Here is a 14,236-nt window from a genome sequence, read left to right as displayed (position 1 = left end):
AAATACCCATTGATAAAATATGAATTTTTACAGCGTCTCTAAGCAGTTAATTAAAATCCTAAAAAATCCCTGGTCGATTGTTCCTTCTATCCTTCTGGGTTTATATATTGGCATTGTTCATAAAGATATTGCCTTGCTGTTAACCCCGTTGGGAGAACTCTATCTAATTCTCCTCAAAATGTGCGTTTTACCCTTGTTATTTTCAGCCATAACAATGAGTGTGGGTAAGCTGATTTCTAGTCATGAAGCCAATAAATATCTGAAACTGATTTTAATAGTATTTTCTGTCAGTTTATTAGGGGTTAGTATCATTGGTGCAACCGTGGCATTTTTAACTAATCCTGGGGGTAATTTAGAAGATTCTACCCTCGCAGCTTTGGGGGTAGTTGTGAATACTTCTGAGTTAGATTTTGAGTTATCTTTGACGGGTCCAATTATCGAAAATAGGGAAGAATCACTGCTGATATCTTTTTTGTTTAACTTAATTCCTGAGAATATTTTTGCATCTCTAAGCCAGGGTAATTCTCTGGAAATACTATTCTTTTCGATTGTGTTTGGCATCGCTATGGGACATTCCAAAGAAACCGCCAAGGAGGATGTATTTCATATTTTAGGAACCATATTTAATACATCCAAAAAGTTGATTGATTGGATAATTTTATTCTTACCGTTTGGTTTGTGTTTCCTGTTAGCTTCCCAAATGGCAACTACTGGTTTTGGGATTTTGGTAGCTATGCAAAATTTTGTAATGATTGCCATTGTAGCTTTTATAATTATATACATTATCAGTACCCTGGTAATTTGGCATAAGTCTGGCTATGGTTTTGGTCAGGTTTTGATGGTCTTAAAAGAACCGACAATTTTAGCTTTAGCAACTCGTAGTAGTTTTACCTGTTTACCTTCTGCTATTTCGGCTTTAGATGAACACTTAAACTTCGATAAACAAACAGTTAATTTAGTCATTCCCCTAGCGATAACGGTGTGTCGATTTGGTCCGGTGGCCTATTTTGCGACAACTTCGGTGTTTGTGGCGCAACTCTATAACTATGAATTTAACCTGTCGAGTTTTGTAATTATCATTATCGCTTCTATTTTAGCAGGAATGGCCACGGCGGGGGCGACAGGAATTTTAACGCTGACCCTGTTGGATCTAATTTTAAAACCTTTAGGATTACCCCTAGAAGCTATACTGGTATTATTAATTGCGATCGACCCTATTATTGACCCCTTCCGAACTTTAACTATTGTACACACGGGAATAGCAGCGACAGCAGCGATCGCTGATACTCACCCACTTTCAACTGAAAAAACCACAACCTTAGCGCTTTCTCAAGATACTACTATCGAATAATTGGTAACTATTTAAGGGGACTTGATATTTCGGGAATATTCTCATAGCCAAATGCTAAATCTAATGTCAAATTAGCCAGAATTTCCAAGGGATCTATTGCTATTAATGAAGTTTTATCCAGTAATTTTAAGGCTACAGAAATCTCTGTACATCCAGCAATTAATAATTCTGAACCTTGTATTTCAAGCCATTTTATAGCGGTTTCTAAGATGTGAATAGGGGGGGGCAAAATTTGAACTCCTGTGGATTTAATCCCCCAAATTGGATGGTAAATAGCATTCATAATATCTTGCTGTAATTCCGAGTTTAAAACCGGGGCGATCGCTGTCAATCCCGCCGCCGTTAAACTATCCTGATAGAGATGGGCTTGTAAAGTGCCATCGGTAGCCAAAATTCCCACGCGATTAAGTCCAGGATAATGGAGTTTAATAAATCTAACTGTCTCCTGCATAATATGAATCCAGGGAATATTTAACTGAGGCTGTACCAGATTATAAAATCCGTGGGAAGTGTTACAGGTAATCACCAAAAAATCTGCCCCAGCCACTTCTAATATTTTACCATATTTGACCAACCAAGGCACACAACTTGGCTGATTTCCTAGTAAACTTTGGGTGCGATCGGGAATGTCTGTAGCATTAATTAAAAACCAAATCGGGTGTTGGCGATCGCCACAAGCACCGCGAGTGGAATTTAAAGCCAGTAATAGCCGTTCAAATTCTATATGTGCTAAAGGACCCAATCCGCCAATAATTCCGGGGATAGCTTGTTGTTGAAAGATAGGTTGATTGTTCATTGAAATCATGTAATAATTAGGAATAAAGACATTTAATTAAATGGCGGTGGGTTATCAATCAGATCCCAAGGATTAGATTCTAGTTCAGGAGAAAAGGGTGTTAATTGTCTACCTGATGGGGTGTCTGAATCGGGGGTGTCTGAATCGGGGGTGTCTGAATCGGGGCTGATCAAAGGTGCAGGTTCTGGTTGAGGAAGAAGCACCCTTTCAATCAAAATGGAACGTTGAACCTGTTTCCCGTCAGTATTAGTGACTCTGAGAGTCAGGGTATCTTGTCCGGACTGAGGCGCAATGGGATAGGTCAAATTTCCACGGTTAGGAACCACACCTGGAACCGGGAGTAACTCGGTTTGTAGGTCGCCACTACCACTAACTTCCCATGATAAATTCAAAGGTGATGGAGAAGTTTCAGGGTCTATAATAACGACATATTTTAGGGGAGCATCCTCACCATTAATTTGAAAATTATTGATTTGAGGAGGAGCAACGGGGCGTGGTCGGATACGAATGCGATCGCTTTTAACAGATGTGGCATTGGCGGCTAAATTACTCTGATTAACAGGTATTAACTCAAAGATATAATCTCCGGGTTCTTGGGCGGAAGTGGGAACATTACGACAGGTAAGCTGTTCAGCATTTAACTGGCAGTTATTCTGAAGAACTGGGGGAATACTACCATTAAAAGGATAGAGAACTTCGGGAACTGTGACAATTCCCTCTGGTGAGCGCCCGATGATCCGAACACCTAGTAAATGTTGAGGATTTTTGATGTTCCAATTTAAACGAATAGGATTTGTCCCCGTCTGAGAGTTGGATGTTTCTGCCTGAAAATTGGTAATTTCTGGGGCTAATGGTGGTTGAATAGCGATCGCATGAATTTGTCGAGATGGCTCTGTTTCGGCCAGGTGGGAACGCTGAATAGCTGTCAACTCAAAATTATAGCGTCCTGGGTCTGGTAGTGAGATCGCGATATTATCGCAAACCAATTGTTTCCCGGTAACTTGGCATTTATCTTGTAAGGCCTGGGGAATTTGTCCATCAAAGCGATATGTAATCTTGGGGAAATTAACCAACCCTTCCGGGGATAAACTCCGTAACTCCAACTGTTGAAGTTGTGCGGCATTATCAATCACCCATTGAAACTCAATTTGTTGCTGTTCACCAACGCGATAAGTAGCTTTGCGGGAAGCAAAAGTAGTAATCCGTGGCGGTGGTGGCGGTTCCCACACAATGGGGTCAGCTTTGCGACTGTCGGCTACCTCTGCGGGGGAGTCCGAAGAAATGACCTGTAATTCAAAAATATAAGTGTCGGGTTTTTCCAATTGTAGCGATAACCCCCGACAGGTCAAAATCCCATCCCAATCAACCTGACAGGGACCGAGTAAATCTTCGGAAAATTCATCAGGACTGACAGTATAGGTTTTCTGGGGAAAATTAACGAAGCCATCAGGAGAACGACCCACCAATGTTAAGGTTTCGACTTGCGCCCCATGGAGAACCTGAAAACTCAATTGTGCGATCATTGGCTCGGGGTCAGAGAAAAAATCACTGTTAGGAAGGCTGTTATTGTTGGCGCGCGGATTATCAACCTGTTCTGGTGGCAATTCTTGGCGCTGCTGACTACTTAATCTGGCTGTGAAATTGGTAATTTGGGGAATAGGTAGAGGTTCAATCCTAATTAAACTGGTCTTTGCTAATTGAATATTGTCAATATCCTGTTTAGGAAACAACCTTAACTCAAAAATATACTCTCCGGGACGACGAGCATTAGTGCGAATGTTGTAGCATCGCAATACCTGTTCTAGGGTACACAAAGAAGCCAACTCATCGGGAATACCCCGACTAAAATCATAGGTAACGGCAGCACTGGAAATACTACCATCAGGAGATTTGCCAACAATTTCTATAGCACGGATTTCCCGAGTCGGCGGTCCAATTACCCAACCCAAATAAATAAAATCGTCATTAGCGGCGGCGTAGTTGAGGGACTCGGATCTAAACTCTAAAATCCGAGGGGGGGTGGGAGGCTTAAAAAAAACGGACCAGATCGCGAAAATCAAGGCAGCGATCGCTCCGAGTCCCAGCAAACAGGCAACCAACAACTGCCACCAGGGGCGAGGCTCCCAAATTAGAGTACCATTGATACGATCTTGAGGGAGGGGTAAGCGGTGCAAATCTTGGGGTTCCAAATAAAACTCAAATAGCCGTCCCCGCCCCCACCAAGGTCTGTACCACCAGTGTTTTGGCATGACCTCGACAGACATTTCCACAGTCCCCTCTGGGAGTAGCCGAAACTCATCTGGCATCAGAGTATACAGACAATTTTCTACCTCTCCCTCTTCTCTGGGATTAAACCGCAGTTGGCGATCGGTATTACCTCGGTTTTGGATTTGCAGTTGAAACTGTCCGCTTCCGCTGCGAATGCGACCCACGACGGTCTGTAGATCCCACACCAAATCATAGTTAGGCTTAATGTGAAAGTGGAGGATATCCAACAGGGCTAAATCAGGAAGATTTTCCGAGTTCAGTGACAAGGTGATGGCATATCGCCCCCCATGAACATCCACGGGTAGGTTTAACTTTAACTTAATCTCTCCGATCGCCCCAGGATTGAGGGCTAAACTATCAGTGACGACTACTAAACCCAAATCATTCAAGCCTTCTGGGTATTCGATCTCTACCCATTCGGGGGGGACATCGGTACAGTGCAACCGAAACCGATCCACTCGCCGCGTGCGGTTATTGACTATTACACTGACGGTTAACGGCTGTCCTGGTATGGCGATCGCTGGTTCAGTTGATGTGGTGTGTGGTATCAGGCTAAAAGTGGGATCATCGAGTTGCACCGCTGACGCTAATTGTGGGAGTACCTGAAGATTAGCTTGGTGGTGGATGGGGGTATCTTCTGGGTAGTGTAATGGTGCATCTACAACGAGCAAGTAACTATAAATTCCGGGAGTCGCCTGGGGGGGAATAGGACATTCAAAGACTACTTCCGCACTCTGCTGAGGACTTAGGGCTAATCGTTGTTGAGGCGTGCGACACCATTCCCATACTGATGCAGAGGTTTGATCAATATAAACGTCAATAATCGCACCCATAGTACCCATGTTAACTAGGGTGATATGCAACTCGAAGGTTTCCCCAGCAGTAATAGCAAAATCCCCAGACGGGTTGGCAATTAGGGCTAGGGATTTTCCCCAAGTCGGCTGGTCGGGTTCCGGAACCCCCTCGACGATTTGGTTAGGTTGTTGTCGGCCGTTATATGAAAGTTCTGTACTGCTCATGGCTCAGTCAATAAAGAATAATAGATAATTAATAGTTGTTCTACCTGTGCTAATTACAGAGAGTGGCAGGTTGTTGAATGCGGTGAAGGTTAACTTGGTGATCTCTACTTCCTGTGATCATGTGGAGGTAGGAGCCAATGGCAATCATATCTAGACTGTTTTTTGGGTAACGCGATCGCGCGATCGCCTCACCCGCGAGATTTTGGGTAGATCGCTCTCCAGAGCGCTGCAATAGCCACAGCATAACCTCTCCGTCATCTCCGGTACTGGCTAAATAGCAGCCATTAGCCGTCAAAGCTAGAGAACGGATGGGCTGGCCCCCGTGAGCTTGCCACTGATCTATAATTTGACAAGTGGCGGACTGGTTGGTTAAGCATTCTCTGAGATTCCAGAGACTGATGGAACCGCGATCGTCTGCTGTAGCCAGCAAAAAAGGTTGATCTGCTGCTGTAGCTAGAGAGGTGATGTATTCATCTTGTCCCCCTGCTGGGTAGGGAACAGTTCGCAACCCTTCATTACCGCCGGTGGTATCCCAAAGCACCAATTGGTTATAGCGACCAGCGATCGCCAGAGTTTCCTGTCGTGGCCCAACCAGGGCGATATCATAAATAGCGAAATCAAATTCCTGAATTAACTGAGGTTCCTCAACATTAGTGAGATTTACCGTGGGTCCCACATACCATTGCAGTATTAAACCGCTGCCGTGGCCACTGAATAAATACTGGGAATTTTGACTATAAGCCAAAGCCATGACCCGATCATCCCGGCGATAGGACAGGGAGCGCCGGGGGCTGTCAGTGGAGCGGAGCAAGTCCCAAATCTGAATTTCGCCGTTTTCCAACCCCACAGCCACCTGATCATTATCCACAGGGCGATACAAACCTGTGCGCCCCGCTTTCCCCAAATTCCGCAACCAACCGTTATGTCGCAGTCTATTTCCCTGAACCCGCCACCCCCGCAGAGTCTGGTCATTGGAGGTGCTAATCGCCATATCCCCCAAACCGTTAAACCTAACCACATTGACGGGAGCAGTATGGTAGTTAAGCCGGAAAGCAGCATACAAAAACCACCAAATACCACCTAAAATCAGTAGTGCGATCGCCACCTGTAACCACCGGGGAATAATGGGTAACAGTCTCAACTCCAGAATTGGCAATGGTTGTGGATGCTCACTGTCGGAACCATAATCCTCTGAAGGTCTGGTCGTCGTCAATTCATCAATTCCCCCTACCCTAGGGGAAATTTTGGTTTCTAACCTTTGGAGTGGGTCGGTTAACTCCCCTGTAGGTCTGACCGCCAGAGAACCAGCCCCCACTTTGCCTTCCCAGCCTACTTCAATGGTCTGTGTTCGACCCAAACCCCACCAAGGCCGTTTGCTATAGGCGAGAAGTTCCACAGTTTGGATTTCTCCAGGCTCCAAACTTACCTGTTCGGGAATAATCGAAAACTCATTGATAATCGGATCTTGGGTCTGGGGATTGTTGATAATTTCTACGGTTCCCCCTTGGGGATAATTAGAATTATTGGTAAATTCCAATTGGTAAACTGCGGGAGCTATACCCCACTGAGGTAGCCATGGCCGAAGTGCTGGTTGTCGTTGCTGTTTAGGAAAAGCGTCAAATTCTAAGGTTCCTGTGGGTAAAACCTCGATACTGCCAGTAGACGAGGCTTCTGTGGTTGTCCTCGCGCTCAACGGACTGAGGCTTGAACCGGCCCCTACGGGTGAATTATGGTTAGCTGAAACACACCTAATGGTAAAGGGATAGACTCCCGCTAGAGCTTGTAAAATTTCGGGAACTTTGCAGGTAAAGGAGTAATTCTGACTCTGCTGGGGGGGAAGGTTGAGGGGGGTTTGATTATCCAACAGCAACCATTCCCGCTTAGGGCTAATAACCGATAAAATTAGAGCGATCGCCTTTTGACTGTTATTGTGGATACCGACTAAAATTTCCACTTCGTTATTGGGCAGAGTCTGAATGTGGCTGGTGGGGAGTTCCACTCGAAAGGGACATTCTCCCAATCCCTGCATAACATTCAGCCTGAGAATGTGACGATCTTCGGTCATTAATTCCAGGGAAAATACTTTGACCGTGAGATTTACTAACCCCACAAATCCGGGAATAGGGGAGCGCAGCACTGTCACGTGAAACTCAGTTTTGTCCCCCGGTGGTTTGTTCGCACTTTGGGGTGTAACTGTGTACCACTGGGATTCACGATCTGACTCCACCCCAGCAGCGGATATCTCTAGTTGGAAGCTACTCATGCGATCGCTATCATTGATAACCACCACATCAAATGTAGTGTCTTTTCCATCCGGGTATAGAGTTAAATCCTTAGTAGAGATATCTGTTTTCATGGATTTATGTTTCCGATAATTTAGATAAAAGGCTTCATAACAAATACACACAGCCCGTCCCCCACGTGGTCCGGTGGAGAGAGCCAATTGTGCGTCACATCATCAAGTTTTTCGTTTTCTGTGTCCTGGGTCGGATAGTACCCCGACCGCGCAGCGGCGGAGGGTGCAGCATTCTCCTGTTTAGTGGTGCTGCTTTAGCACCCGCCCCTACTATGCTAACCACTTTTTCTAGCCTGTCTGGCTCGCTCCATCAATTCCTGAAATAGCACAGTCGGGTCTTGGTTTTGATGGCTCGCGCGCCGCCATTGTTCTTGCTGGCGATGCAATTCCACTAACTCCTCACTCAGATTTTTCTCACGAGTCTGGACAATTGCTGCCATTTCCACAAAGGCTTGACCCAATTCTCCCATTTCATCAGAGCGCGAAATAGTAGATTCAAGCATTTCTGGCGAGAAAGAATTAGCTTTGATAGCTTTCGCTCCCGCGTGTAGATTATCGATGGGTTGGATAATCCACCAAGAGGCGATCCCCCCCAGTGTAATCGCTACCACCGTCACACCCAAGCCGATAATCATCGTAAACCGAAGGTTGTTATAAATCAGTTCCATAAAATCAGATTCCGGAATGACCACAACAATTAGCCAATCCAAACCCATACTTTCCATGGGAGTCACCTGTAGCAATTGGCGTTCACGATTCAATCGAAAGCTAGAGGAAATCGGTTGTTGAATTTGGTTCAGGCTTAACTCAGTATCGAGTAACTTTTGGACTGTAGAGTAGATCACCGGTTCTTGACTTTCGAGGGCGAGTAATCGTCGTTGTTGACCATTTTCATTCAAAAAGGGTTGTTCGTCTGTAGAACTGGCTACTAAATTTCCAGCGCGATCCATAATAAATGCGATACCCTTGGGGCTGATTTCCAAACTTCTCAAAAAATTGCTGAGGTCTTTCAAGCCCAAGTCAATACCCACAACTCCCATAGTATCACCTCCACGACTTTTAACTGGAATTGCGGAGGTCATTCCGAGTTCTAATGTGGAGCCAAAAATATAAATGGGACTCCAACTGATTTCACCGATTTCTATGGCTTTTTTGTACCAGGGGCGTTGTCTGGCATCATACTGGGCTTCTAAGGATCTGATTTTTCCGGCACGAACTCCCGCTGAATCAAGCTGATAAACACTTCGACCTTCAGCTTCTGCCGCATTTCCAATCACTAATACTTGGGTTCCATCTGGCTGTTTTTGAACACCGAGAAAATCCCCGGTTTCAGTTCCTAGATAAATGTAAGATAACCCATTGATCGCATCAACCTGATTCTGAAAATAACGGGTCAATAGTTGAACATCATTGAGGTCGAGCAAGTCATTTTCAATGGTGATCAGGTTGAGTTTATTTACCAGCTGGGGAACTTGTAGGTAGGTGTCTATGTGTTTTACGATGGAATTTATCGATTTTTGGCTCAATTTGGCAATCAGACTATTGACGGCTTTACTGCCACTATAAAAAGCTAATGTTGCTGTAGTTATGGTAGCTAAAGCTAAGGGAACCACGACTAATAGGGGAATAAAATATCGGATAGAAAGAAATGGTTTCATGGCTTTTTCTTGTCGTTATTTTGGTCAAAATTACTGCGGACTTTGGCCCGGCATTTGACTGCTGGACAATTGGTAATGATGGTGGGCAAAATTCAGAATATTAATCCCTAATTCTTGGGCGCTGCGGATGGATTCTCTGGACAATCCCAGATGACTATTTAATCCCCAACCAGAGGATAGACAGCCTATGGATATAATAATTTTACCCCAATTTATCAATCGGGTTTGCTCTCTATTAATAATTGGTAATTCATCAAATAAAAAGGGATGAATTTTCAGCGGGTCTTGGGCGGATATTTGGTTAATACTCGAGAGATTAATCCCCAGATATTGATGGGCTATATTTCCCAGAGGTTCTAAGGCGGATTGTAGGCGGTTGTTAAGTTCAGCTTCACAGATAGTTAATTCGGAGGACAATTCCCTTCTGAATTCCGCAACTTGGGAAAATTTAAGATCATTGATAGCCTGTTTAAGTTCGCCGATCGCCGAATTAATATCAGCAATATTGACTTGTTCTGATGAGGCTTCAATCAACAATACGGTGCCGCGATCGCTGTAATATTTGAGAGCATTATATTCTGTTTCTCCCCAATAAAGCATCTGAGAATATCTCATATATAGCAAGTTATAGTCTCGCGGATGTTCAGTCTCCTGGGAAGTTAAGGTAATTTCTTGGACTGGTTCAGCATCCATAGTGACCGGTGCTAAAACCGAAAGCGATCGCAATAGACAATCGAGATTTTGCCCTAAATAAAAATCGTCAGCATTCCCCTGTAAAACCATCCCCACTCGCAGAGTTTTAGCGGAGCGCGGTCGGACTCGCACCCGGTATCGTAAATCCAACTCGTTTACATCAGGATAAAAAACATCTGTGGCGGGTCGAATTTCCATGCAATCCGGAGAAATAGCGATCCGACACAGTTCGATTTCCTGGGGTGAGGGTGGGGTATTTTTTTCGTCGATCCTAAAACTTTCAGCTACCAAAACTTGATCGCTTTGACGGTAGAGAGTTTCTGGATCAACATAGCGGAGAACTAAATAAATAGTGCTGGGTTCTGTCTGCACCAGATGGGCAATCCGAAAATCGATAGGGCGATCGACAATAATCGGATTTCCGGTCAAATCGATGGCAATTCCGGGTTGAATTTGCACCCAGCGATTATCCCGATATTGGGCAGATATCCTCTCTGGGGCATCGATTACACACACCCCTAACCCCCTCACTATCCCTGGTTGGTAAAGAGATTGATAATGGAGATTTTGTCGCGATCGGTGGTATTCGTGCGATTGTCGCCAACGCTGGGCATTTAACAGCAATCCATCGTCAACTATCAAACGTTCGAGGGGATGAATTTCTGGCTGCGGATAATCATAGAAATTTCCATCAGTGATGATCATATATTATTGTCCGAATCTATTTTTAGGTCATAAGTGCAGAAGGCTGGTGTCTGTGCTTCAATAACAGTGCGAACCAATTTCTCGTCAATAGTATCAGGATCGCACCGCAGGCGGACTTGAAAGTGAAAAGGTTTGCCACCGCCTAAAATGGTATCTATACCCAGATAGGAGCGGCCCATGACCGCCCCTTGGGTAAAGTTTTCCAGAATTGAAATGTGTTTGGACACTTCCGGCAAATCTTCATCGAGAGGTAAACCAGTTACCAGGTGTAGGTAAAACCGCAGCCCCCGCCTAGTTCCGGAAGCACGATAAATCTCTAAAGCGTAGCGAATTAAACGGCGTTGCTGTTGGAGACTCAGAGTTGGGATGTTCTGCCAGCCAACCCAGTGGGCTAAAAATGGCAACATATTTTCGGGGGCGGTGAGGGGATCTAGGTAGGCCCAGAGATGGCTCAATATTTGCAGATCTGGGTCGAGAGTGGTTTCAATAATTTTCAGGAATCGGCCGACAAAATCGATTTCCTGATAAATTTGCGGTAGTAGTTTGATATATGGCGATCGCGGTCGCAGAAATAAGTCAAACTCGACAAATTCCAGTAGAGGCTTATTATCGGACTGGTTATTGATATAACTGCCATAGACACTAAAGCGACCAGAATAGTTGAGTTGCAGTCCCTCGGTATCCACGGAAAGCGCTTCTGTCTCGAAAAAATCCCGACGGACTTGAAAACAGAGAACGACTGAGCGCCGTTCTCCGGGTAAGAGGGTAACAAATAATTGTGAAGCGTAGGGGATTACTGGTTGTCCAGGGGGTTCGCCAAGGGTGGGCACAACGGGTATCTGAGTCTGACACCAGTGGTGGGGAAAATTCCCGGTCAGTTCACAGGCGAGGTGCAATGGCCGGGTGTCTAGGTTTTCCAGGTCAATGACGACAGAGCTGTTTTCCCCTGGGATTAGTTTCACGGGGGCTCGGTCTGGTTCTGGTTGGGAGAAAGTACCTGATAATTCAAGCAACTGAGTTGGTTCTGTCTCGGGCAATGGGACGGAGACAATATCTAAGAGGATAGAATGTTGGTCAGGAAGCTGGGTCATGGCGAAACAGTGGTCTACTGATTGACGGGGACTACCATAAACGGACGGGGATTCTTGGTTAAATGTATCTGATCCCCGCCGCCCCTCTCGTGTCCAGGGCTAAAGGCTTATACTGAGGGTGGCTGAAGCGGTCGGTGAGGGCCGCCGAACCGTAGACGGGGGCTTATGGCTCTCCGGAACCCCCACCGCCGATAATGTTGATCACGTGGCCATAGCCTCCGGCATCAGACCAGGAACAGATAGTGCCGTTAGGACCAGGGTCAATGATGGCTGTAGGTTGTCCCCGCACCCACCGCCCGCCCTGGCGGCGGATCGGAAAGAGTTGCACAGCCCCCAAGCTGATCACAGCAGGAAATTGCTGTAGTAGGGCGATGATATCGGCTGTATACAGGGGCTGACCGAATGGCCAACCTTGGGATTGAGCGCCGCCAATGATGGGGTTAAGGAACCGATACAGAGCTATTTGCAATTGCGATCGCATCTCTTCCCGGGCGTTGGGGTTGTTGTATTGCGCTCCGATAGTGATTTCGGCGGCGACCACGACTCCCACATACTCTGGTTCGCGACATTTTACTTGTATCCCCAGCAGGCGACGTTCATCAAGGTAGCTGAGAACCTGGCGATTGAGTTCGGAACTGATGGCTAATTCATCTGGAGAAATGCCGACTCCTTGTTCGATACCTAGCAAACTGGTGCGGGGTATCAACAGCAATTCAACGGTTCCCGCTTCCCCAGGACTTGCCCTGAGACAGCGAGAGCGGGCGATCGCTCCTTGTCCTGCTACTATTGCTAGGGTTTCAAAGTCTTCGGGGGTGACAGCGCGATCGCGGGTTCGCAACATTTGGGGGACGCGAATGGCGGCCATCTCCAAGGATTCGGCATCGGAACCAGATCGGGCTGGAATATGGTTGACCACAGCCCCGACGTAGGGTACAGCAGTTTTCATCACCGTGATGGTTCCGGGTTGGACGTTCCCCTTGACTCCTCCTCCGGTACGATAGCGAACCATCCGCAGAGCCGCTCCGGCTGGGGGTATAGCACCATACTGTCGCTTTTGATGGTCGGCGGGTAAAACTGCCCTAGAGTTGCCTGTGGTTTGCCACAGAGCGCGATACTCGGTTTCTCGCACCAGTTGAGTCGGTTCGCTCACCTGGGGTCCAAATTGTACTATTCCGGTTAGGGAGTCGATCACATAGTGGCGATCGTCCGGTCGGGAATTGGAAAAGTCCGGGACTTCTTCCCAAGTTTGAGGTAGTTCTCCGGTCGGGGTAACAGTTAGGTATTCTCCGGGGAGGCGAGCCAGCACCGGGGTGCGTTGGAGTCGGTATGCTAGGCCAGGAGTCCCGTCGCTCACTCCTAGTAATTCGTCGCTGATTACTTGACACTGGGTGGCTATGGTGCTTCCTCCGATCGCACGGGAACTGATGCCGACAATGCGGGGGGATGCACTATAAGGGGATTGGTCGAGGGTCGGTTCTGTGTAGACGCAGCGCAGCCAGCGACCTTGATAGGCGGTGAACTGGGCGACGGGAAATTCTACGGGTAAATGCAAAATAATATCCGATCCGCCTTGGGGGTTTCGACCCTGTTTGACTACATCTTGAAAACTGAAGCCTTGGCTTTCGTCGTCTGCTTCTGTCAGTAGGACTGATTGCCAGTATCTCCCATTCCAGGCTTCCCAACGACGAGGGGGATGGTCGGGGTTTATCCCTGTGGGCGTGGCTGCTTGGCCTCTGACTGAGATAGCGATGACGTTGCCTTCAATGGTACTGTCAGGGTGAAAGACTAGGTAAAAACATTGCCCTGGTTCGGGGCGATCGCTAAACAAGGACAGTTCTGGGCCAGACCATGTGCCATCTTCTGTCCTCGTCCACCAGTTCGTTAACCGATCGCGCAACATTTTTGGGGTCTCTTCTGGGGTTTCAGCGTGCAGAATGTGTCCGATCAGGGGTCTGCCAATAACTAACGGGCGAGCCGTACTAAATACGATTGATTCCGCATCAGGTAGCCTAGTGGTCGCTATTTCGATGCCTTCGGGGATGGTATAGGCTTCGGGAAGATCTGATACCAGATAAAAGGTGATTTCCGTTTGGGCGGGGTTGGGAGGCTGTAGGCGAATTCCTAGCAGTTCTAAAAATAGGACGTAGTTTCGCCTGGGAAGCTGGTTGAAGCGACTCAGCATCTGGTCCATCAACCATGCAAACAGTTCCAGCAAGGTTATCCCTGGATCGCTGGGGTTGTAGTTACTCCACTCGGGACAATAGCGAGGGATTCTTAACAAGCATTCTTGCAGCAGATCCTCATAGGTCCGATCATCTAGGCTGGCTTTGGGAAGGTTGGGTAAAAAGTCGAATACCAT

General features: G+C 46.7%; 8 protein-coding genes. 1 reads left to right on the top strand and 7 read right to left on the bottom strand.

Annotated elements, in window-relative coordinates:
• Window positions 1-19: 19 nt before the first annotated feature.
• A complete protein-coding gene (locus NLZ44_RS18860; protein ID WP_493750773.1) occupies window positions 20-1,351 on the top strand; it encodes a dicarboxylate/amino acid:cation symporter in 1,332 nt (443 codons plus the stop codon).
• A 7-nt stretch (window positions 1,352-1,358) separates the two neighbouring features.
• Here the strand turns inward: NLZ44_RS18860 and NLZ44_RS18855 are convergent, their stop codons facing one another.
• From NLZ44_RS18855 to NLZ44_RS18825, 7 genes are all read right to left on the bottom strand, one after another.
• Window positions 1,359-2,147, bottom strand: a complete 789-nt coding sequence (locus NLZ44_RS18855; protein WP_493750772.1) for an aspartate/glutamate racemase family protein — start codon at window positions 2,145-2,147, stop codon at window positions 1,359-1,361.
• A gap of 32 nt (window positions 2,148-2,179) precedes the next feature.
• The gene (locus NLZ44_RS18850; protein WP_493750771.1) at window positions 2,180-5,434 is read right to left on the bottom strand and encodes a COG1470 family protein; all 3,255 of its coding nucleotides are present in this window, start codon (window positions 5,432-5,434) and stop codon (window positions 2,180-2,182) included.
• A gap of 49 nt (window positions 5,435-5,483) precedes the next feature.
• Entirely contained in the window at window positions 5,484-7,790 is a 2,307-nt protein-coding gene (locus NLZ44_RS18845; RefSeq protein ID WP_493750770.1) for a hypothetical protein, read from the bottom strand.
• Between the two features lie 215 nt (window positions 7,791-8,005).
• Complete coding sequence (locus tag NLZ44_RS18840; protein WP_493750769.1) at window positions 8,006-9,388, bottom strand: PDC sensor domain-containing protein; 1,383 nt, start codon at window positions 9,386-9,388, stop codon at window positions 8,006-8,008.
• A 30-nt stretch (window positions 9,389-9,418) separates the two neighbouring features.
• Complete coding sequence (locus tag NLZ44_RS18835) at window positions 9,419-10,786, bottom strand: hypothetical protein (protein ID WP_493750768.1); 1,368 nt, start codon at window positions 10,784-10,786, stop codon at window positions 9,419-9,421.
• Window positions 10,783-11,877 carry a phage tail protein gene (locus NLZ44_RS18830; RefSeq protein ID WP_493750767.1) on the bottom strand — a complete coding sequence of 365 codons (1,095 nt, stop codon included), beginning with the start codon at window positions 11,875-11,877 and terminating at the stop codon, window positions 10,783-10,785. Before NLZ44_RS18830 ends, NLZ44_RS18835 begins: the two co-directional genes overlap by 4 nt.
• Before the next feature lie 163 nt (window positions 11,878-12,040).
• On the bottom strand, window positions 12,041-14,236 hold the full coding sequence (locus NLZ44_RS18825; RefSeq protein WP_493750766.1) for a putative baseplate assembly protein: 2,196 nt from the start codon (window positions 14,234-14,236) through the stop codon (window positions 12,041-12,043).

The organism is Arthrospira sp. PCC 9901, from assembly GCF_059013425.1.
Note: the sequence above shows the minus strand (reverse complement) of the source record. Positions and strands in the feature narration are given on the sequence as shown.

Bases quoted from the DNA above. Each gene is read 5' to 3' on its own strand.
- NLZ44_RS18860 (WP_493750773.1), top strand. From the start codon at position 20: ATGAATTTTTACAGCGTCTCTAAGCAGTTAATTAAAATCCTAAAAAAT.
- NLZ44_RS18855 (WP_493750772.1), bottom strand. From the start codon at position 2,147: ATGAACAATCAACCTATCTTTCAACAACAAGCTATCCCCGGAATTATT.
- NLZ44_RS18850 (WP_493750771.1), bottom strand. From the start codon at position 5,434: ATGAGCAGTACAGAACTTTCATATAACGGCCGACAACAACCTAACCAA.
- NLZ44_RS18845 (WP_493750770.1), bottom strand. From the start codon at position 7,790: ATGAAAACAGATATCTCTACTAAGGATTTAACTCTATACCCGGATGGA.
- NLZ44_RS18840 (WP_493750769.1), bottom strand. From the start codon at position 9,388: ATGAAACCATTTCTTTCTATCCGATATTTTATTCCCCTATTAGTCGTG.
- NLZ44_RS18835 (WP_493750768.1), bottom strand. From the start codon at position 10,786: ATGATCATCACTGATGGAAATTTCTATGATTATCCGCAGCCAGAAATT.
- NLZ44_RS18830 (WP_493750767.1), bottom strand. From the start codon at position 11,877: ATGACCCAGCTTCCTGACCAACATTCTATCCTCTTAGATATTGTCTCC.
- NLZ44_RS18825 (WP_493750766.1), bottom strand. From the start codon at position 14,236: ATGGTATTCGACTTTTTACCCAACCTTCCCAAAGCCAGCCTAGATGAT.